Source organism: Halosolutus halophilus (assembly GCF_022869805.1).
GTDB lineage: Archaea > Halobacteriota > Halobacteria > Halobacteriales > Natrialbaceae > Halosolutus > Halosolutus halophilus.
Genome location: NZ_CP094974.1, coordinates 2,519,036 through 2,540,016, shown reverse-complemented (window position 1 = coordinate 2,540,016; position 20,981 = coordinate 2,519,036). Strand labels below are relative to the sequence as shown.

Here is a 20,981-nt window from a genome sequence, read left to right as displayed (position 1 = left end):
GTTGCTTGCGGAACGGGCCACCATGACACTGTTCGGGACAGCAGGGATCCGGGGGCCAGTCGAGGAGGTTACACCGTCGCTCGCACTCGCGGTCGGGCAGGCGGCGGGCGACCCCGGAACGACGTTCGTCGTCGGCCGTGACGGCCGGGAGACGGGCCCAGCGCTCGCGGCTGCGATGGAAGCCGGCCTCGAGAGCGCCGGTGCGGACGTCCGCCGCGTCGGCGTCGTCCCGACGCCCGCACTCGCGTTCGCCTCGCGCGGTCGCCGGGGCGTGATGCTCACCGCGAGTCACAACCCGCCGACCGACAACGGGATCAAACTCTTCGCCGACGGCGTCGAGTACGACAGCGACGCCGAGCGGGCGATCGACGACCGCGTCACCGGCGAGGCCCGCGGACTCGCGCCGTGGGACGAGTGGGGCGAGGCACACCGGCTCGAAATCCTCGATCGATACCGCGACGCCGTCGTCGCGTATGTCCGCGATCGGTTCGGCGACGGGAGCGAGGCGGGGTCCCCGAACGAACGACCGCTCGCGGGGCTCTCGATCGCCGTCGACTGCGGGAACGGTGTGGGGTCGCTCGCAACGCCACAGGTCCTCGATCGGCTGGGAGCGAACGTGGTCGGCGTCAACGCGTCCGTCGACGGCCACTTCTCCGCCCGGCCGAGCAAACCGACTCCCGAGACGCTCGCCGAGTTCTCCGACTTCCTCGCGGCCGGCGCGTTCGACCTCGGACTGGCTCACGACGGGGACGCCGATCGGCTCGTCGTCCTCGGTCCCGACGGCGACGTGATCCACGAGGACACCGTCCTCGCCGCGGTGGCGGCCCACTACACGGCCGAGAGCGACGTCGACGATCCCGTCGTCGTCACCACCCCCAACGCCTCGGCCCGCATCGACGAGCAGGTCCGCGAGGCGGGCGGCCGCGTCGAGCGGGTGCGACTCGGGGCGCTCCACGAGGGGATCGCCAGAGAGCGCGGCGGCGTTGACACCGAGGTCGTCTTCGCCGCGGAGCCGTGGAAACACATTCACACCGCGTTCGGGGGTTGGATCGACGGCGTCGCGAGCGCCGCCACAGTCGCCGCGCTCGTCGCCGACGCGGGGGACACGGCGGCGCTCCGGGAACCGGTCACCGAACGTCCCTACCGGAAGGTTAGCGTCGACTGTCCGGACGCGGCCAAGACCGACGTCATGGCCACGCTCGAGACCGACCTGCCCGATCGGTTCCCCGAGGCGGCCGTCGACACCGACTACGGCGTTCGACTGGAGTTCGACGACGCGTCCTGGCTCCTCGTGCGCCCGAGCGGGACCGAACCGTACGTTCGGCTCTACGCCGAGAGCGACGATGTCGACGAACTGGTCGACCAGGCCCGTTCGGTCGTCGAGTCGGTGGTGACAGACGCCGATCCGCAGTGAGGTGATCCGTCAACGCCCCCGGATTCCCCGGATTCGCTCGGTCCGAACCGAACCGGAAATCGATCGTACCGGCCGTGAACGGAACAGATGTCGGATAGATCACCTGTTTCGTCGACGCACCATCGAGGATTCCGACGGGTATAAATCGATGGTGTACGCTAGTCGTGCCCATGTCACGAAATCGACGGACGTTTTTGAAAGGGGGAACGGTTGCTGGACTCGCGGCGATGGCCGGTTGCGTCGGCGGGTTCGGTGACGAATCGGGGGCGGACGTTAAGGTCGGAATGGTGTACGCAACTGGTGGACTCGGCGACAACTCGTTCAACGACATGGCACAGCGGGGCGTACAGGACGCCCAGGACGAGTACAACGTGGCCGTCGACGAAACCGAACCCGAGTCAGCGGGCGAGTTCGACGGCGCACAGCGCGACTTCGCCGAGTCCGGCGAGTACGACCTGATCAGTTGTATCGGGTTCGCACAGGAGGACGCGTTGTCCGGAAACGCGCCCGAGTACCCGGACCAGAATTTCATGATCATCGACGCCGTCGTCGAGGCGGACAACGTCCGGAGCTTCGTCTTCGGCGAGCCACAGGGGTCGTTCCAGGTCGGTCACCTCGCCGGACTGCTGACCGACATGGAGTTTGCGGCCGGCGACGGTGAAACGAATCCCGACGAGAACGTGGTCGGCTTCGTCGGGGGCGTCGAATCGCCGCTGATCGAATCGTTCGAGGCCGGCTTCACGGCCGGCGTCGAGTACGCGAACGAGGACGCCGAGGTCGTCTCGAGTTACGTCGGCGACTTCAACGACACCGCGGGCGGACAGGAGGCCGCGCGATCGATGTACCAGAATCAGGGTGCCGACATCATCTTCCACGCGGCGGGCGCGACCGGCGTCGGCGTCTTCCAGGCGGCCGAATCCGAGGGCCGGTTCGCGATCGGCGTCGACGCCGACCAGTCCCAGAGCGAATCCGACTACGCCGACGTCATCCTCGCGAGCATGGTCAAGCGCGTCGATACCGCCGTCTTCACCGCGGTCGAATCCGTCGTCAACGACGAGTTCACCGGCGGCGAGGTCGAACAACTCGGCCTCGAAGCGGACGGCGTCGAGGCGGTCTACGGGCAGACCCTCGGGGACGAAATCCCCGACGATGTCAAAAGCGCCCTCGACGACTCCAGGCAGGCGATCATCGACGGCGAGATCGACGTCCCAGACGAACTGTAATCGCTCATGAGCCAGCCGGGAGCGCCACCCGACGGTGGAACCGACGAGACGGCCGCGACGAGCGACGACGTCGCCGTTCACCTCGACGGAATCACGAAGCGGTTCCCGGGCGTCGTCGCCAACGACGACGTCGACCTCGTCGTCGAGCGCGGCACCGTTCACGCACTACTCGGCGAGAACGGTGCCGGAAAGACGACCCTGATGAACGTCCTCTACGGACTCTACCGGCCGGAGGAGGGCCGAATCGTCGTCGCCGGTGAGAGCCGATCGTTCGAGACGCCCCGGGACGCGATCGACGCCGGTGTCGGGATGATCCACCAGCACTTCATGCTGGTCGATCCGATGACCGTCGCCGAGAATATCGCGCTCGGGAACGAGCCCCGGAAGTGGTTCGGACTCGCGGTCGATCGGGAGCGGATCGATCGGGAGATCCGCGACCTCTGTGACCGCTACGGCTTCGACGTCGACCCCGGAGCCACCGTCGAGGACGTCAGCGTCGGCGTCCAGCAGCGGGTCGAGATCCTCAAGACGCTCTACCGGGGCGCGGACGTCCTCATCCTCGACGAGCCCACGGCGGTCCTCACGCCACAGGAGGTCGAGGGCCTCTACGACGTCCTCGAGGAACTCACCGCCCAGGGGAAGACGATCATCTTCATCACCCACAAACTCGGTGAGGCGATGCACGCCGCGGACGCCATCACCGTCCTCCGGGACGGCGAGTCCGTCGGCACGGTAGATCCCGCCACGACCAGTCGCGGGGACCTGGCGGAACTGATGGTCGGTCGTGAGGTCCTGCTCGAGGTCGACCCCGATCCGAGCGAGACCGGTGACGTCGTCCTCTCGACGTCCGATCTCACCGTCGAGAACGGTCACGGCGTCACCGACGTCTCCGGCATCGACCTCGAGGTTCGAGCGGGCGAAATCTTCGGGATCGCCGGCGTCGACGGAAACGGGCAGTCGGAACTGATCGAGGCGATCACCGGCCTTCGAACGCCGGACGACGGATCGATCGGGTTCGACGGCACCGACATCACCGAGTGGTCTCGCCGACGTCGAATCGAGGCCGGAATGGCGTACGTTCCGGAGGATCGACACGAACAGGGACTGGTGATGCCGTTCGATCTCGTCGAGAACGGCGTGCTCGGCAGCCAGCGGTCGCCGACGTTCACCGATTCGGGACGGATCGACTGGCCCGACGTGCGCGACCACACGGACGCGATCATCGACACCTACGACGTCCGGCCGCCGGACGCCGACGCCGACGCTCGATCGCTGTCGGGCGGTAACCAGCAGAAGTTCATCGTCGGTCGGGAGTTCGAACGGGACCCCGACCTCGTCGTGGCGACCCACCCGACGCGCGGCGTCGACATCGGGTCGACGGAGTTCATCCACGATCGACTGCTCGAACTCCGGCGCGAGGGCGTCGCGATACTCCTCGTCTCGTCGAACCTGGAGGAGGTCCGGGGGCTGTCGGACCGACTGGCCGTCATCTACGAGGGCGAGTTCATGGACGTCACCGATCCGGACGACCTCACCGAGGAAGAACTCGGGCTGTTGATGGCCGGCGAACGGCCCGGCACTGACACGGCCGCGCCGTCGGAGATAGACGGCATGGCCCGCAGCGAACGCGGAGGTGACGAGCGATGAGAGCGCGGATCGAACGCCTTTTCGATCGACTCGTTCGCGCATCGGTGTTCGAACGCGCCGTTATCAGCGTCGCCGCACTGATCGTCTCGATACTCATCGGCGGCGTCCTCGTGTTCGTCTCCGGTGCCTTCGCCTCCTGTCGAACCGGCCTCGACCTGGCCGGCGTCACCTTCTGTTACAACCCCATGCAGGTCTACTACGAACTGTTCTTCGGCGCGCTCGGGCATCCGCTGGAGGGCGGGTGGACCCCGCTGAATTTCAGCCTCGCGACGACGCTCCAGCAGACGACGCTGCTGATATTCACGGGCCTCTCGGTCGCAGTCGCCTTTCGCGCGGGACTGTTCAACATCGGCACGCAGGGGCAACTCGTCGTCGGTGGTCTCGCAACGGCGGTGGCGGTCCTCGCCGTCGCGGCGGTCGTCCCCGCCGGATTCGTCGGGACGATACTGCTCGTTCCCGTCGGCGTTCTCGCGGGCGCCGTCGCCGGTGGCCTCTACGGCGCGATCCCCGGTGCGCTGAAAGCGTACGGCGACGCCAACGAGGTGATCACGACGATCATGCTCAACTTCATCGCGGTCGGCGTCACCTCGACGCTGTTGTCCTGGCAGTTCCAGGATCCCGACAGCGCGAACCCGCAGACGGCCGCGGTCCCGGAGTACGCACAGATTCCGACGATTCCGTTCGTCGGCTTCAGCGGCCGGATGCGGTTCTCGCTGCTCGCGCTCGCGTTCGCCGTCCTCCTGATGGTCGGGATCGCCTGGCTGCTGGCCCGGACGAGTTTCGGCTACGAACTGCGCACGAGCGGCGTCCAGCCCGAAGCCGCCGCGTACGGCGGCGTCGACGACAAGCGGATGACCGTCGCCAGCATGACGCTCTCGGGCGCGCTCGGCGGCATCGGCGGCGCCTTCTGGGTACTGATGGTCCACGGCCGCTGGCTCGAGAACGTGCCGTCGCTGGGCTTCGACGGCATCGCGGTGTCGATCCTCGCTGGGAACAACCCGCTCGGCGTCGGCCTCGCGGCGTTTCTGTTCGGCGTCCTCCAGGGCGGTTCCCGATCGATCAGTACCGCGACCGACGTGCCGCCGGAACTGGTCGGCATCCTGAGCGGACTGCTCATCCTCTTCGTCGCGATGCCGGAGTTCTTCCGGATGATCGGCCAGCGCTACGTCGCGGTCGACGCGAACCGCCCGGTTCGCGCCGACGGTGAGGGCGAGCGGTCGGGAGGTGAGTCCGATGACTGAACGCCGCGACCGCCTGGAGGACCTCTCCGCGTCCCTCTCTACGCGTGCGATCGTCGGCGTCCTGCTCGCACTCGCGGCCACCTGGGTCGTGATCGGGGTCGTCTATCCCGACTCGTGGCTCGGCGTGCTCCTCTCGGTAGTGATCAGTCCGAGTACACACACGGCGACGCTCCGACTCGCGGTCCCGATCGCGCTGGCGGCGATCGGCGGCATCTTCGCGGAGAAGAGCGGTGTCATCAACATCGGGATCGAGGGACTGCTCATCGTCTCGGCGTTCGGCGGTATTCTCGTGACCCACTGGCTCGGCTCCGGCGAGTCGACGGCGTTCGTCTCGAATCACTGGTGGGGACTGCTGGCCGGCGTGCTCGTGAGCACGGCCTTCGCGCTGGTGTTCGCGATCGTCTGCATCGAGTTCAAGGCCGACCAGATCATCGCCGGACTGGCGGTCTGGCTCATCGCGCTCGGCCTCGCGCCGTTCGTCTCGCGCATCGTCTTCAACAGCCCGAACTCGGCCCGCGTCGGCACGTTCGACAAGGTGACGGTCCCGCTGCTCGCCGAGATTCCGATCGTCGGGTACTTGCTGTTCGACACGCCGCCGCAGGTCTGGATCATGCTGCTCGCGGCAGCTGCGGGCTGGTATCTGCTCACCCAGACGCGGTTCGGCCGATGGGTCGTCGCCAGCGGCGAGAACCCGAAAGCGCTGGACACCGCCGGCGTCGACGTCCGCAAGGTCCGATACGCCGCAGTCCTCCTTTCGGGCGTCTTCGCCGGGCTCGGCGGCGCGGGGTTCGCCCTGGGTCAACTCGGGACGTTCGCCGGCGGCGGCGAGACGGATATCGGGGGCCGCGGGTTCATCGCGATCGCAACTTACCTGTTCGCGAACTACAACCCGATCGGGGCCCTGGCCGGTTCGTTCCTCTTTGCGGGCCTCGACGCGCTGCAGATCCGTCTGCAGGCGGCCGGCTATGCCGTTCCGACGGAACTCATCCGTACCATCCCGTACGCGACGGTGATCGTCGTCCTCGTCTTCGTCGGCCGAACCCGCCTCCCCGAGGCCGCCGGCGAGAACTACGAATCCGGCGAGGACTGATCGCGACGCTCGGATCGCCGCGCATTCGTCCCTCCCGGTTGGCCACCGCAGCGGCGTCTTACTGTAGCCACCTCTTTCCACGGCGGTAACCGCGGGTTTCCACTCGCTAACTGTCAAGTGTCCAGCCGCCGTGGCCGCGTGTATGCATCTCGACGACGTACGCGTGCTCGACCTGACGCGGCTCCTGCCCGGTCCGTACGCGACCCAGTTGCTCGCGGATCTCGGCGCGGACGTGATCAAGATCGAGGATCCCGACGCGGGTGATTACGCCCGACACCTCCCGCCACGGACCCCGGACGGCACCGGTGCCGTCTTCGAAGCGGTCAACCGCGGGAAACGCAGCGTCACCCTCGACCTGAAGACCGACGACGGACGCGACGCGTTTCTGCGACTCGTCGAGGATGCGGACGTCCTGATCGAGAGCTTCCGGCCCGGCGTCGTCGATCGACTCGGCATCGACTACGAGACGGTCAGCGACCGCAATCCAGACCTGGTTTACTGCTCGATCTCCGGCTACGGGCAGGACGGCCCCTACCGCGACCACGCCGGCCACGATCTCGGCTACGTCGGCCTGGCGGGCCTGCTCGACGTGACTCGATCGGATACCGACGAACGGCCCCGGATTCCGGGCTACCCCGTGGCCGACATGGCCGGCGGGCTGTCCGCCGCGTTCGCGATCGTCTCGGCTCTGCTCTCGCGGGAACTCGGCGGCAGGGGCGGCACCTACCTCGACTGCTCGCTTTCCGACGCGGTGCTGTCGTTCTCGCAGGCGGTCGCCACGCCCGCCCTGTACGGCGACGAGCCGCGGCCGGGCGACGGGTTTTTCACCGGCGGTCACCCGTGGTACAACGTCTACGAAACCGCCGACGACCGGTACGTCACGCTCTCGGCGCTCGAACCCAAGTTCTGGCAGGCGTTCTGTGACGCCGTCGATCGACCCGACCTCGCGTCCGTCCACGGGACCCGCGACGAGACCGAGCAGGCGGCACTCCGGGCCGAACTCGAGGCCGTGTTCGCCGATCGGACGCGCGAGGAGTGGGTCGAGTTCGCGACCCCGCAGATCCCCATCGCGCCCGTGTTGACGCCGGCGGAGGCGCTCGACCACCCCCAGTTCGCGGACCGCGGGATGGTCAGGCGGGGCGACGATCCGGCGATCCTCTCGCCGATCAGGGGCGCGTCGCCCGCGCCGTCGGAGACGCCGGCCCACGGCGAACACACGCGAGCGGTCCTCGAGGCGATCGGCTGCGACGAGGCCGAGATCGAGGGCCTACTGGAGGGCGACTAGCGACGGTCGAGGCGCTGCGTGAGCGACTCGCGGCGCGAGCCGTCGATCGGGTCTGCTCGGCCGGTCGGTCGGTACTTTCTTCCCCGAACCGCGGATAGCCCATCTCATGACGGAGGAACTCGTCGCCGCCGCCCGGGAGATCCAGTCACAGTCACACGTCCCGTACTCCGAGTACCGCGTCGGGGCCGCCCTCGAGACGGCCGACGGCGAGGTGTTCGTCGGCTGCAACCTCGAGAACGCGAACTTCAGCAACAGCCTCCACGCCGAGGAGGTCGCGATCGCGGAGGCGGTCAAGAACGGCCACCGGGAGTTCACCAGACTCGCGGTCAGCTCCAGCCGCCGGGACGGCGTCACGCCCTGTGGCATGTGTCGCCAGACGCTGACCGAGTTCTGCGACGCGAACCTCCTCGTGCTCTGTGACGAGGGCGATTCAGTCAGCGAGTACACGCTCGGCGAACTGCTACCGAACACGATCTCAGAAGAGATGCTCGAGTGACGCGACGGCAGGACGTTCGTCGCTACTCGCTATCGGTCTCGGGTAGCGTCACGGTCTCCGTCGTGACGACTTCGCCGTCGAAGATGACTTCCACCTCGAGTTCCCCGTCGCTCTCCCGGTGGACCCGCTCGACGTCCTCGTCGGACAGGCCGACGACGTTCACACCGGACTGATCGGGTTCGATCACGATGTCCTGGACCGTAACGTACTCGCCGTCTCCGGTCATGAGTCTGGTGGCGAACCTGCCGGGGGCGTCGCCCTCGTTGGCGATCACGGTGACGATCCTGACCGCATCCGTGCCTGTTGGGTCTCTCACCGTCGCGTCGGCGGGAACGTCGACGTCGAATTCGTCGTCCGCCGGTACGACCTCGACCTGCCGAAGCGACGGCGTGGGCTCGGTCTCGATCGTGTACGTCGTCCGATCGACGGTTACCCCCGTCAGTGCCGACAACTCCACCTCGTACGTCCCGGCCCGCAGGGGTGCGTCGAATCGCCAGTACTCGAGTTCGACCGTGATCCTTCCGTCCTGCAGATCCTCGGCAGAGAGCCGCTCGATCGCCGTCGTCCCGTCGGGTGCGGTCACCACCAGTCGAAGCTCCGTTGGCTCGCCCTCGACGACGACGACCAGCCCCGTCCCGTCGGTTTCGTAGTTCGATCGTCGATCGATGACGTCGGCCTCGACATCCGAGATCGAGGCGGAACTCGCGGCGATAGTCACGTACGCGCCGCTCGCGGCCGACCCGAGCACGAGGACGGCGACGAGGCCGACGGCGACGGTCAGCGGTGCGGGACTCCAGCCGTCCCGCCGTGCGAACCGTTCGACTCCTCGCAGGAGTCCCACGGCCACGACGCCGGCGATCGTGTAGAACGCTGCGTACGCTCCGAGATCCTCGAACTCCCCGAAGAGGTACTGAAAACCGACGGGGTGTTCTCCCAGCGTGAGCGCCACGAATAGCACCCCGACGACACCGATCCACGGGAGGACGAGCGACGCGACCAGGAAGTTCGCGCGGTCTATATCCCGTGCTTCGAGGAGTACCCACGCGAGGAGGGCGAACGCGGCCGCACCGAGGGACGCGAACTGTCGGCCAGTCAGGTAGAGAGAGAGAACGTCGTGTACCGACAGCGCAACCACGATCGGGGGCGCCATACCGGCGACGAAGATAGCGCCGATCGCGGGCAAGTCCTCGTTCGTTATCATGGCACAATATTTTTCATTCTCCACTTCAGCCAAAAATCTATCTGATCGAGCCGCCTCGATCTGTGTACCCGACCTACCCCCGCTCACACGGGTTCTCAACTCGAGTCGCGCGTCCGCGCCGGAACGGTCCGTCTACGGGTCTCCCTCGAGGACGTCCCGTAGAATCGTCCGGTGACACTGCTTCTTGTCGGTGTTCTCGTAGCAGACCAGCGCCAGCGACTCGCCCGCCTCGAGCCGTTCTTCGAGGTCCGCGAGCGCCGCCGTCGCCTCGCTCGATTCCGCGAGGTGGTCGCGGTACCGATCGTCGAACTCGACCCGATCCCACGCGGCGTTGTGCGCGCCTTCCTCGCAGAGCCCTTGCATCTTGAACTCCTCCTCGACGTCTTTGATCGCGTCGAGCAGTTCGGCCGGCGGCCCGAGTTCGGGCACGTTCTCGTCGACGGCCGCGTGGAACCACCGCGTCGGACTCCGGACGACGCCGACGAGCGTCGCGTCGGGCGGTACGTCGGCCCGATCGTGCTGGATGGCGGCGACGTAGGTGTCGGAGAGCGTCGCGTCTCCCATACGCGGCCTACGCGCGCCCCGCATTTATATACAGTGTCGGTGCGAAACGCCGCTATTCCATGCCTGGGGACAGCGAAGATCCGAACGCCGACGTGCAGTATCACCTGGAGGTCGGTCCGGCGGACGTCGCCGATACCGTGCTCCTGCCGGGTAACCCCGAACGCCTCGAAAAGATCGTCGCCCACTGGGACGACCACGACGTCGTCGCCCACCACCGCGAGTACCGGACCGCCACCGGGACCGCCGAGGGGACGCCGATCTCCGTCACTTCGACCGGGATCGGCAGCCCCTCAGCCGCGATCGCCGTCGAGGAACTCGCCCGCGTCGGCTCCGACACGTTCATCCGGGTCGGCTCCTGTGGCGCGCTCCAGCCCGAGATGGCGGTTGGCGACCTCGTGATCACCACCGGTGCCGTCCGTCAGGAGGGGACGAGCGACGAATACGTCCGAGAGGACTACCCCGCCGCCGCTGACCACGAGGTCGTCTCGGCGCTCGTCGCTGCCGCCGAACGGCTCGGGTACGACTACCACACCGGCGTGACGATGAGCGCCGATTCGTTCTACGCCGGCCAGGGTCGGCCCGGTTTCGACGGGTTCGAGGCCGCGGGTGCGGACGACCTCGTCGACCAGCTCGCCGAAGCCAACGTCAAGAACATCGAGATGGAAGCCAGCGCAATCCTCACGCTCGCGAACGTCTACGGACTCCGGGCCGGCGCCGTCTGTTCCGTCTACGCCAACCGCGAAACGGGCGAATTCAGAACCGAAGGCGAGTCACGCGCGGCCGAAACCGCGACGCTCGCGACGCACCTGCTGGCGAAGATGGACGCGGTCAAACGCGAGGCCGGCGTCGATCGCTGGCACGCCGGCCTCTCGATCGAAGACTAGCGGCCGATCGGTCCGCAGCGGCCGTCCTACTCTCGCATTCGCACGACCCCGTCCTCGAGCACTTTCCGGTTGGGAACGATGTACTCCTCGGAGTCGTCCTCGATCTTGGTCACGAACAGGTCGACCTCCTGGACGATGCCGGACTGGTCGCCGATCCTGACCTCGTCGCCGATACTGTAGGGCTGGTTGAGCAGCAGGTAGATCCCCGCTGCGCTCGAGACGAGGAAGTCCTTGAACGCGAAGGCACCGACGAGCACGATCCCGGCCGCGTAGACCGTCAGCAGAACCATCAGCGCGATGACGTGGACGCCGATCTGTCCCAGCGCGATGATGAACGCCACGTAGAGCACGGAGTACTTGACGACCTTCGGTATCACCGACACCTCCGGGAGTTTGACCCCGCGGAGGTACTCGCTGACCAGTAACTCCGATTTGTCCGCGATGATGAAGCCGAGAATGAGCACGAGCACGGCGATGAACACCTGCGGGATGAACTCCGTCACGCGCAGCCAGAATGCGTTGGTGTCCAGCAACTGGGCGATGTGGATCGCCGTCAGGACGGCGATCCCGTAGATGAACCACGAACTCAACCGCGCGACGATCTCGACCGTCGAGGTCCCGATCGACTGGGCAGTCCGCTCGAACGGCGTCCCCTCGACGGCCTCGGGAACGCCGGAGGCGGTGAGCAACTCCTTGTTGAGTCGCCCGACCAGATAGCCGATGACCAGTCCGAGCGCCAGCACCGCCGCCGCTATGACGGCCGGTTCGTCGATGAGCGTCTGCCAGTCCACCATATCAGTACGCCTCCGGATCGACCTCCAGAATGAGTTCTCCTGCTTTGAACGCCCGGACGAGTCCGTCACTCTCCGAGAGCACGATCGCGATCGCGTTCGTATCGCGAGTGATGGCTCCACCGGCCATGTGCCGCGCACCGAGCCCCTTCGGGATGTCGACCCCTTCCGCCGACGGTTCGAGATACCGGTACGCCGAGACGATCTTGCCCGCGTCGGAGATCACGAACGCACCGTCGAGTCGCGAGAACTCCTTCAGCATCACGTTCACGATCGGATCGCCGACGTGGACGTGGGATTTCTCGAACGGGTTGTACGATAGCGGCCGGGACTTGTTCATGACCTTGCCCGCGTCCCCGACGACGAACAGCGCCCCGACCGGCTTTCCCTTCTGGCCCTTCTTGCCGAGTTCGATCGCCAGTTCCAGTACCGACTTGATGACGTCCGGGTCCGCTCGCGACTTCGAGAAGAGGTCGTAGATGCCGGTGTGCTGGTCCGCGCTTGCACGCACGCGAGAGATGGTGTCGATCTCGTCGCCGAAGACGCTCGTCGCACAGGCCAGCACGTCGCCGTCCTCGATCAGGTCCTGTTCGAACGACCCTTCGATACCGAAGCGGATCCGTTCGGACATCTCGTCGAACGCGAGGGGGAGTTCGACGAACGTGTCGGCTCCCACGGCGTTTTCCGTGCCGACGACGATCAGGTCGAGATCGTCGACTTCGGTGAAGCGTTCGTAGTACGACCCACTCGGCGAGAAAAGGACGACCGCGTCCACACTCGAGAAGATGTCCCCGAACACGTCGTCAAGTCCGGCCATTGCTCATACAACCCGGTCGCGCGCGAATAAGCGTTGTGGACCGTCAGACGCGCGTCTGTCGCTCGGCACAGGCGCTCGTTCAGGAGATTTCTGCAGTCTGGACGGTCTGGCTGGCTTGAATCTGGCCGATCCGGCCGCTCCGATCGACACCGGGTAGCTCCCGATCGCGATCCGACACGGCAGTTCGGACGCGATGGAAGGCGAACACGATCGCTGGCGGACTGTCACGAGTCGCGATCGGACTCGAACGAAAACCAGCCCGGTTCGATCGCGATTCGGCTCTCGATCGGCCGCGTTCCGGTGAACTGGCGGGAGAAACTGGCGCGGGACCGGATTCGAACGGCGGAAGCAATGCTCGCGTCCGGTGGTCGCTGCGCGTTCCTCGCAGGGTGCGAATCCGACCGACCGATCGCTGTCGCTCACGATACTGTTCGCGACAGCGATGCGCGGGACCGGATTCGAACCGGCGGACCCCTACGGGACAGCGTCCTAAGCGCTGCGCCGTTGGCCTGGCTTGGCTACCCGCGCTCACGTCCCGCTTTTTCCGAATCGAGTAAGAAGCTGTCGATCCGCACTACTCGCTACTCGTGTTTGACCGGCTCCTCCGGTGACCAGTCCGGGGGGACGATGAACGTCACGTGCTCCGGATCACGAAGCTGATGGAGTTCTGCCGCCTGTTCGGCCAGCGATCGGTCCCGGTACGGCATCTCGAGACCACAGCCGGTACAGACGAGTTTACACGTTGGTTCTTTCATGGCGGAACGCGAGCCGCGCACCGGGATCGAGCGACAGGCGTCGTCTCGACGTTGGCTCTACCCGTGCTTTAGTAGTCGTCTCCTAGTGAAATCGGCAGTGAACGGCCGGTTCACTGAGGCGTTCGTAGCTGAACGTTGCCCCGCGTAGCTCCGTATTGGGCACCGTTTCACCGACTCTCACCGCGACCGGTTCGACGGCTGTACCCGGTCGACCCGGACCGTGGGTTTATTCCGGATGCCGCGATAGGTCGTCGTATGTACAGCGCCCGGGATCGGATCGAGTACGAACCGTGGCTCGACGAACTCGAGACCGTCGCCGATCGCCTCGAACTCTCCGACGAGGCACGGTCGTGTGCGATCGATCTCTTTCTCGCGGACGTCCCCGAGACCGATCGGTCGAAACGGGCCGTCCTGGCGGCCAGTCTCTACGCCGGGGCGCTCGTCGCTGGGGACGGGCGGACCCAGGGGACGGTCGCCGAGGCTGCCGACGTCTCTCGGCTCTCGATTCAGTCGCGCTGGAAGGACCTCCTCGAATCGGCCGGACTCGAGCCGCCGCGCTGGTAGCGACCGTTTCACCGGTCAGCCGATCGCTTATCCACGTAAGTGTACGATACACTGAGAAAACCGCGTGAACGACTCGACGAACTGACTGTCCGCGAACGCGAAATCAGTCGGCCGACCGTGGTGGCAGATCGGCGCAGTCGCGACCGGGGACTTCCGGTCGTGACTCAGGCGTCGTCCGAGATCAGGTTCCCGTGTTCGTCGATTTCCCCGTTGACGATTCGGGTACTCGAGATGATGTCCCCGTCCTCGGCAAGAACGTGTGGCACGACGACGACCTCGAGCGGATCGTGACCGCGTTCGAGTCGGATCTCGTTGATTCGCTCGCCGCCGTCGCGGGTCTCCGGCGAGACGACCAGGTAATCGAACTGAGGCTCGGTCGCGATACCGGTCGGCTCCGTCAGGGTCCGGATCTCGAATTCGCGATCGTACTCCGTCGCGAAGGAGTCGAGTTCCGACGCGAGTCGCCGCTCTCGTTCGTCGTACGGCCTGACCCGCCGCTCGACGTGTCGTGTCTTCGGTGCGAGCTCGTCGCTGGTCAGCCCGACAGTCACGTCTCCGAGTTCGAACGCCCGTTCGAACAGCCGCCGGTGGCCATCGTGGACGGGGTCGAACGTCCCACCAAGCGCGACGTCCATACCCAATCCCAGTTGGGCGGCGCGTATAAAACGGTCGAATCCCCGTCTCCCGGTCGACTGAACCGCCGTCGACCGGAACTGACTGGCTATTACGACAGCTGTCGAATCTCCCCTTCGATTGTTTTTAGTTCTGCCCCGCAGTGTCACCGGTATGGGACTAGACGAGGACGCACTCGAGTACCACCGGACGGATCCACCCGGAAAGATCGAGATTTCGACCACGAAATCGACAAATACACAGCGTGACCTCTCGCTCGCCTACTCGCCCGGCGTCGCGGCCCCGTGTATGGAGATCGACGCGGACCCGACGGAGGCATACACCTACACGGCAAAGGGCAACCTCGTGGGCGTCGTCTCGAACGGCTCGGCCGTGCTGGGGCTCGGCGACATCGGCGCACAGGCGTCCAAGCCCGTCATGGAGGGGAAAGGCGTCCTGTTCAAGCGCTTCGCCGACATCGACGTCTTCGACATCGAACTCGACGAGGCCGACCCCGACAAGATCGTCGAAGCGGTGAAGATGATGGAGCCGACCTTCGGCGGGATCAACCTGGAGGATATCAAGGCCCCCGAGTGTTTCACCGTCGAGGAACGGCTCCGCGAGGAGATCGACATCCCGGTCTTCCACGACGACCAGCACGGTACCGCCATCATCTCCGGTGCCGCCCTGCTCAACGCCGCCGATATCGCCGGCAAGGACCTCGAAGACCTCGAGATCGTCTTCTCGGGTGCCGGCGCGAGCGCGATCGCGACGGCGCGGTTCTACGTCTCGCTCGGCTGCAAGAAGGAGCACATCACCATGTGTGACTCTACGGGGATCATCACCCAGCGGCGCGCGGAGCGGGGCGAGGTCAACGAGTACAAGCAGCAGTTCGCCCGTGACGTGCCCGAGGGCGACCTCGCGGACGCGATGGAGGGTGCGGACGTCTTCGTCGGACTCTCGATCGGGGGGATCGTCAGTCAGGCGATGATCCGGTCCATGGCCGACGATCCGATCGTCTTCGCGATGGCCAACCCCGATCCCGAGATCGGGTACGAGGAGGCCAAGGCGGCCCGCGACGACGACGTCATCATGGCGACGGGTCGCTCCGACTACCCGAACCAGGTCAACAACGTCCTCGGGTTTCCGTTCATCTTCCGCGGCGCGCTCGACGTCCGGGCGACCGAGATCAACGAGCGGATGAAGGTCGCCTGTGCGGAGGCGCTCGCCGAACTCGCCCGCGAAGACGTTCCGGACGCGGTCGTCAAGGCCTACGGCGACGAACCGCTCCAGTTCGGCCCCGACTACATCATTCCGAAGCCGGTCGATCCCCGCGTGCTCTTCCGCGTCGCGCCGTCGATCGCCGAGGCCGCGATGGAGTCCGGTGCCGCCCGCACCGAGATCGACCTCGACGAGTACGAGGAGGAACTCGAGGCGCGCCTCGGCAAGTCCCGCGAGATGATGCGGGTCGTCCTCAACAAGGCCAAGAGCGATCCCAAGACGGTCGCACTCGCGGAGGGCGAGAACGAGAAGATGATCCGGGCGGCCTACCAGATCCAGGAGCAGGGCATCGCGCTCCCGGTCCTCATCGGCGACGAGAGCGAGATCCGCCGGACGTCCGCGAACCTCGGACTCGACTTCGATCCGCAGGTCGCCGATCCGTCCGTGGGCGACTACGAGGAGTACGCCGAACGGCTCCACGAACTGCGCCAGCGGAAGGGGATCACGCGGTCCGAAGCGGGCGAACTCATCGAGCGCGACTCGAACTACTTCGGGAGCGTGATGGTCGAACAGGACGACGCCGACGCGTTGCTGACCGGTCTCTCCCATCACTATCCCTCGGCGCTCCGACCCCCGTTGCAGGTGGTCGGGACCGACGAGGACGTCGATTACGCGGCGGGTGTCTACATGCTCACGTTCAAGAACCGCGTCATCTTCGTCGCCGACGCGACGGTCAATCAGGATCCCGACGAGGAGGTCCTCGCGGAAGTGACCAAACAGACCGGGAAACTCGCCCGCCGGTTCAACATCGAACCCCGCGCCGCGCTGCTGTCGTACTCGAACTTCGGGAGCGTGAACAACGAGGGGACCCGTAAACCGCGCCGGGCAGCGAGCATGCTCCAGAACGATCCCGACGTCGACTTTCCGGTGGACGGCGAGATGCAGGCCGATACGGCAGTCGTCGAAGATATCCTCGAGGGAACGTACGGGTTCTCGGAACTCGAGGAACCTGCGAACGTGCTCGTCTTCCCGAACCTCGAGTCGGGCAACATCGGCTACAAACTCCTCCAGCGCCTCGGCGGCGCGGACGCGATCGGACCGATGCTCGTCGGTATGGACAAACCGGTCCACGTCCTCCAGCGCGGCGACGAGGTCAAGGACATCGTGAACCTGGCCGGCGTCGCAGTCGTCGACGCACAGCAGGAGTAGCAGCCGCGTGGCGAAGCGACGCGGACGACGGGAGAATCGCCTCACAGGGCCGTTCGATCGCCGTTTTCGTGGCCAACGACCGCTCGAACTGCCAGAACTATCCTCGCGTGTGTGTCTGGACGGAACACGCAGAATGCGGCGATTACCCGACCGGACGGAACGGTCCCGTCGACGTGCGTACAGTCGACGACCCGATCGACGACGGCGGTAGCAATCTCCAGCGGCTGATCGATTCTGAGGACGGGCCGTCGCGACGGACGATCCGGTGTGAGCGACGGTCCCGAACGGGCGTTCTACTTCGCACGGGCCGCACCCGGATCGCGTTCCTCGACGAACGTCGATCGTCGAAACAGTAAACGACAATATCATATAGCCTCGTCAATATTCACCACCTATGACAGCAGTCGGTATCGACGCGATCGAGATCTGGACGGGAAATCTCAAACTCGACTTACCCGGCACATTCGCCCCCGAAAAGGGCGAAGACCCCGAAAAGTATACGAAGGGGCTCGGCCTCACGGCCAGTTCGTTTCCCGACAGCTACGAGGACATCGTCACGATGGCGGCCAACGCCGCTCACCGGTTGATGGAACGCAAGGGGCTCGAACCCGAGGATATCGGCCGGATCGACGTCGCGACGGAGAGCGCGTTCGACAACTCGAAGCCGGTTTCGACGTACGTCGCTGGCTGTCTCGAACAGGTCTACGATGGTGACTTCCACCACGCGAACAAGGGCGAGCGGAAGTTCGCCTGTATCGCGGGCACCCAGAGTCTCGACGACGCGTACAACTGGATCCGTGCGGGCCGCAATCGCGGCCGTTCGGCGCTGGTCATCGCGACCGATACGGCGCTGTACGCTCGCGGTGACGCCGGCGAAGCGACCCAGGGTGCCGGTGCCGTCGCGATGCTCATCGGCGAGGACCCGGCTCTCGTCGAACTCTCCGCCGAGCAGGGATACGGCTCGGCCGACGAGACCGACTTCCTCAAACCGAACCAGCAGTTCCCCTCCGTCGACGGCAAGCGCTCCGTCCAGGTGTATCTGGCACGCATGCGCGAGGCGCTCGAGGATTACGAGAGGGTCGCGGGCGACACCCACCCGGATCAGTTCGCCTACATCCCGTTCCACACCCCGTTTCCGGGGATGGTCCGCAAAGCGGGAATGCTCGCGTATCGCCACATGATCCGCGACACCAGCATCGAGGACGAACTGGCCGACGAGATCGGTCGCCAGCCCCGGGCCGAAGCGTTCGACGACGACGAGGCGTTCCACGACGCGCTCCGGGTGTACATGGACGCGCTCAAGGAGACGGACCGGTATCAGGAGTGGTACGCCAACACGATCGATCCGACCCTCACGATCTCCCGTGAAGTCGGCAACTGGTACACCGGCTCCGTCCACGTCGCCCGCGTCAGCGCGCTGAAACACGGCCTCGAGAACGATCTCGATCTCGCCGGGAGCAAACTGCTCGTGGGGTCGTACGGCTCCGGTGCCCAGGCTGAGGGCCACGCGGAGACGATCCAGGACGGCTGGCAGGACGAGATTGCCGCTCTGAACGTCGACGAACAGCTCGAGGACCGGTACGACATGAGCTGGGACGACTACGAGGAGATCCACGACGTCCACAACCACGAGATGGACGTCGACGTCGAGGAGTTCACGACCCCCGAGTCGGAGTTCGTCTTCGACGGCTGGGGTCGTATGGGCGAGCGAAAGTACCGTTACGTCGAGTAGCACGATCCTCACGCTGTCGCTCGCCGATCGTCGCCGTACGGTCCCCGAAATAATTTAGTGTGGGTCCCCAACTGACGCTATGGCCGAGGATGCCGATACGCCGGGGTGGCTCTCCGAACGGACGGGGTTGACCGCGCTCGCCCTGCTCAGCGTCGTCCTCGCGACGCTCATCATCCTGCCGTACCTCCAGTACATTCTCCTCGGCGTGGTCCTGGCGTACATCCTCACGCCCGCACAGCGGCGTCTCGAAGCGTTCGTACGGCCGCTGGTCGCAGCACTCGTGCTCGTCGCCGTCGCGATTCTCGCGATCCTGCTGCCGACGATGTACATTCTCGCGATCGCGCTCCGGCAGGCGCTCCAGGTGATTACGGCCATACAGGAGGGGACGCTCGACGTCGCCGACGTCGAACGGCGACTCGAATCGAGCGGGCTAACCGTCGACCTCGCCGAGATGTACGAGACCTATCAGGAGCCGATCGGAACGACGCTGCAGGGGTTCGCGTCGTCCGGGATCGGATTTCTCGGGGGGTTGCCCGGCATCCTCATCGGGTTGACGGTAACGCTGTTCGTCCTCTTCGCGCTATTGCGCGACGGCGAGCGACTCGTCGCGTGGTCGCGTCGGGTCATCCCGATCGAGGACGACGTACACCGGGAACTGATCGCCGAACTGGACCAGTTGATGTGGGCGTCTCTCGTCGGGAACGTCGCGGTGGCGGCGATCCAGGCGATTTCGCTCGGAATCGGGCTGGCGCTGCTCGGCGTCCCTGCCATCGCGTTTCTCGCCGTTGCGACGTTCGTCCTGACGTTGCTCCCGCTCGTCGGCGCGTTCGGGGTCTGGATCCCGGTCACACTGTACCTCTTCGCGACCGGCCAGTACCTCTCGGCCGGCGTGCTCGTCGTCTACGGCTCGCTCGTAAGCGCCTCGGACACGTACCTGCGCCCGGCGCTCATCGGCAAGACGGGGGCGTTCAACTCCGCGATCATCGTCGTCGGCATCTTCGGCGGCATCGTCGTCTTCGGTGCCGTCGGCCTCTTCGTCGGGCCGGTCGTTCTCGGCGGGGCCAAGGTCACGCTGGACCTGTTCGCCCGGGAACGATCGGCGAGTCCGGACGAGTCCATCGCACCCGATGCGGACGTCGACGTTCCCCCCGCCACTGACCCATCCGACGACGCAGCGGTCGATACAGACACCGGTACCGGAATTCGACCCGGGGAGGGTGGCGCGTCCGATCGAGACCCGGACGACGATCGGTCGGATTCGGAGGTGGACGCCGAGATCACAGACGCCGGCGCTACAGGGCCAAACGGCGAGACCGACGCCGATATCGACGAGTAGGATCGTAACACGGTCAGTCGTTCTTCCAGTCGCCTGGTTCCACGCCGTGGATTTCGCCTTTCGCTCGTCGTCGGCCGGAAAGCAACGCGAGTGCGCCCACGACGAGAAAGAAGACGCCGAGACCGGCGGCGACGTAATACCCGTGAATTCCGGGTAACTCGGCTGCCTCCGTCCAGCGCTGTTCCGGCGTGAACAGGGTGACCTTGAACGCCCACGCGATCCCGGTCACCGCGAACAGCAACCCGTAGACGCGCCGGAGCCGGCGCGATAGCGCTTCCCGAACCGAGACTTTGAACGTCGGATTTCTGAGGTCGTCGCTCAGTTCCTCGCGCCAGTAGGCGTGCTCGACGCCGGCCGGCTTGAGGGCGTTTGCGAAGACGTTCTCCTGGAGGAATCGAACGCGCGCCCGCCAGTGATCGTAGAATACCGTCGAACCTCGTAGAACAGGAAGATACACAGGGCAAACAGGCCGATCAACAGTAAGAACGCTGGCATCCGGGGACTCGAGAAGACCAGCGACAGCAGCGCCGCCAGCAACGCGATCGCCCAGTCGGTCGTCCGATCGATCCGGTCCTGTGCGTTGTTTGCCTGGCTGACCTCGCCGCGATAGAAGTGTGGGAGGATAGCCAGAAACTCTTCGCGCTCGGTCGCGATATCGGCTCCGATCTCCTGGTCGTCTCGATCGAGCGGCGAATCACGGTCGTCGGCGGTCATAACGGGGACCCGACACCAGCCATCCGTATCGTGGTTCGTGTAGCACCTGCAGGCCGGGATCGTCGTCGACGAGCTCGCCGCTCCTCGTTGTCGTCGGTCGATCGTACGTCGGAACGCTCGATCGGACGCGTCAGAAGAGGTGCGTTCATTATCCCGTGACCGTAAGAGGGGGATATCGTGTCTCG

At 65.8% G+C, this 20,981-nt stretch carries 18 protein-coding genes, 1 tRNA gene and 1 pseudogene; 12 read left to right on the top strand and 8 right to left on the bottom strand.

Going from position 1 to position 20,981, the window contains the following annotated elements:
- The first annotated feature begins 22 nt into the window (after nucleotides 1–22).
- The 7 genes from MUG98_RS12465 to cdd all read left to right on the top strand — a co-directional run bounded on the left by MUG98_RS12465 (nucleotide 23) and on the right by cdd (nucleotide 8,396).
- Nucleotides 23–1,414, top strand: coding sequence for a phosphohexomutase domain-containing protein (locus tag MUG98_RS12465; RefSeq protein WP_265107772.1), 1,392 nt, complete (start codon nucleotides 23–25; stop codon nucleotides 1,412–1,414).
- A gap of 170 nt (nucleotides 1,415–1,584) precedes the next feature.
- Nucleotides 1,585–2,637 carry a BMP family lipoprotein gene (locus MUG98_RS12460; protein WP_265107771.1) on the top strand — a complete coding sequence of 351 codons (1,053 nt, stop codon included), beginning with the start codon at nucleotides 1,585–1,587 and terminating at the stop codon, nucleotides 2,635–2,637.
- A 6-nt stretch (nucleotides 2,638–2,643) separates the two neighbouring features.
- Nucleotides 2,644–4,284, top strand: coding sequence for an ABC transporter ATP-binding protein (locus tag MUG98_RS12455; protein ID WP_265107770.1), 1,641 nt, complete (start codon nucleotides 2,644–2,646; stop codon nucleotides 4,282–4,284).
- Nucleotides 4,281–5,525, top strand: coding sequence for an ABC transporter permease (locus tag MUG98_RS12450; protein WP_265107769.1), 1,245 nt, complete (start codon nucleotides 4,281–4,283; stop codon nucleotides 5,523–5,525). The genes MUG98_RS12455 and MUG98_RS12450 overlap by 4 nt, the downstream gene beginning before the upstream one ends.
- Nucleotides 5,518–6,615: an ABC transporter permease gene (locus MUG98_RS12445; RefSeq protein WP_265107768.1), complete on the top strand. Its 1,098-nt coding sequence runs from the start codon at nucleotides 5,518–5,520 to the stop codon at nucleotides 6,613–6,615. The genes MUG98_RS12450 and MUG98_RS12445 overlap by 8 nt, the downstream gene beginning before the upstream one ends.
- Before the next feature lie 142 nt (nucleotides 6,616–6,757).
- Nucleotides 6,758–7,900: a CaiB/BaiF CoA transferase family protein gene (locus MUG98_RS12440; RefSeq protein WP_265107767.1), complete on the top strand. Its 1,143-nt coding sequence runs from the start codon at nucleotides 6,758–6,760 to the stop codon at nucleotides 7,898–7,900.
- A gap of 106 nt (nucleotides 7,901–8,006) precedes the next feature.
- Nucleotides 8,007–8,396: a cytidine deaminase gene (gene cdd, locus MUG98_RS12435; RefSeq protein WP_265107766.1), complete on the top strand. Its 390-nt coding sequence runs from the start codon at nucleotides 8,007–8,009 to the stop codon at nucleotides 8,394–8,396.
- A gap of 22 nt (nucleotides 8,397–8,418) precedes the next feature.
- On the opposite strand, the gene MUG98_RS12430 is transcribed toward cdd, so the two are convergent.
- On the bottom strand, nucleotides 8,419–9,597 hold the full coding sequence (locus MUG98_RS12430) for a hypothetical protein (protein WP_265107765.1): 1,179 nt from the start codon (nucleotides 9,595–9,597) through the stop codon (nucleotides 8,419–8,421).
- Between the two features lie 132 nt (nucleotides 9,598–9,729).
- A complete protein-coding gene (locus tag MUG98_RS12425; protein WP_265107764.1) occupies nucleotides 9,730–10,161 on the bottom strand; it encodes a DUF488 domain-containing protein in 432 nt (143 codons plus the stop codon).
- 59 nt (nucleotides 10,162–10,220) lie between these two features.
- Here MUG98_RS12425 and MUG98_RS12420 point away from each other — a divergent pair, with 59 nt between their 5' ends.
- Entirely contained in the window at nucleotides 10,221–11,045 is an 825-nt protein-coding gene (locus MUG98_RS12420) for a nucleoside phosphorylase (RefSeq protein ID WP_265112420.1), read from the top strand.
- A gap of 26 nt (nucleotides 11,046–11,071) precedes the next feature.
- Here MUG98_RS12420 and MUG98_RS12415 read toward each other — a convergent pair whose 3' ends face one another.
- The 4 genes from MUG98_RS12415 to MUG98_RS12400 form a co-directional block, all read right to left on the bottom strand.
- Nucleotides 11,072–11,839 carry a mechanosensitive ion channel family protein gene (locus tag MUG98_RS12415; RefSeq protein ID WP_265112419.1) on the bottom strand — a complete coding sequence of 256 codons (768 nt, stop codon included), beginning with the start codon at nucleotides 11,837–11,839 and terminating at the stop codon, nucleotides 11,072–11,074.
- 1 nt (nucleotide 11,840) lies between these two features.
- A complete protein-coding gene (dacZ, locus tag MUG98_RS12410) occupies nucleotides 11,841–12,653 on the bottom strand; it encodes a diadenylate cyclase DacZ (protein ID WP_265112418.1) in 813 nt (270 codons plus the stop codon).
- A 443-nt stretch (nucleotides 12,654–13,096) separates the two neighbouring features.
- Nucleotides 13,097–13,181, bottom strand: a tRNA-Leu gene (locus tag MUG98_RS12405).
- Nucleotides 13,182–13,234: 53 nt separating this feature from the next.
- The gene (locus MUG98_RS12400; RefSeq protein WP_165874869.1) at nucleotides 13,235–13,408 is read right to left on the bottom strand and encodes a hypothetical protein; all 174 of its coding nucleotides are present in this window, start codon (nucleotides 13,406–13,408) and stop codon (nucleotides 13,235–13,237) included.
- 255 nt (nucleotides 13,409–13,663) lie between these two features.
- Here MUG98_RS12400 and MUG98_RS12395 point away from each other — a divergent pair, with 255 nt between their 5' ends.
- Entirely contained in the window at nucleotides 13,664–13,972 is a 309-nt protein-coding gene (locus MUG98_RS12395; RefSeq protein WP_265112417.1) for a transcription initiation factor IIB family protein, read from the top strand.
- A gap of 164 nt (nucleotides 13,973–14,136) precedes the next feature.
- On the opposite strand, the gene MUG98_RS12390 is transcribed toward MUG98_RS12395, so the two are convergent.
- Nucleotides 14,137–14,607: a phosphopantetheine adenylyltransferase gene (locus tag MUG98_RS12390; RefSeq protein ID WP_265112416.1), complete on the bottom strand. Its 471-nt coding sequence runs from the start codon at nucleotides 14,605–14,607 to the stop codon at nucleotides 14,137–14,139.
- A gap of 151 nt (nucleotides 14,608–14,758) precedes the next feature.
- Here MUG98_RS12390 and MUG98_RS12385 point away from each other — a divergent pair, with 151 nt between their 5' ends.
- The 3 genes from MUG98_RS12385 (at nucleotide 14,759) to MUG98_RS12375 (ending at nucleotide 20,082) form a co-directional block, all read left to right on the top strand.
- Entirely contained in the window at nucleotides 14,759–17,014 is a 2,256-nt protein-coding gene (locus MUG98_RS12385; protein ID WP_265112415.1) for an NADP-dependent malic enzyme, read from the top strand.
- 394 nt (nucleotides 17,015–17,408) lie between these two features.
- Nucleotides 17,409–18,746: a hydroxymethylglutaryl-CoA synthase gene (gene hmgB, locus MUG98_RS12380; RefSeq protein ID WP_265112414.1), complete on the top strand. Its 1,338-nt coding sequence runs from the start codon at nucleotides 17,409–17,411 to the stop codon at nucleotides 18,744–18,746.
- Between the two features lie 79 nt (nucleotides 18,747–18,825).
- A complete protein-coding gene (locus MUG98_RS12375; protein WP_265112413.1) occupies nucleotides 18,826–20,082 on the top strand; it encodes an AI-2E family transporter in 1,257 nt (418 codons plus the stop codon).
- Between the two features lie 13 nt (nucleotides 20,083–20,095).
- Here MUG98_RS12375 and MUG98_RS12370 read toward each other — a convergent pair.
- Nucleotides 20,096–20,796: pseudogene (locus MUG98_RS12370) on the bottom strand (DUF2270 domain-containing protein).
- Nucleotides 20,797–20,981 lie beyond the last annotated feature (185 nt).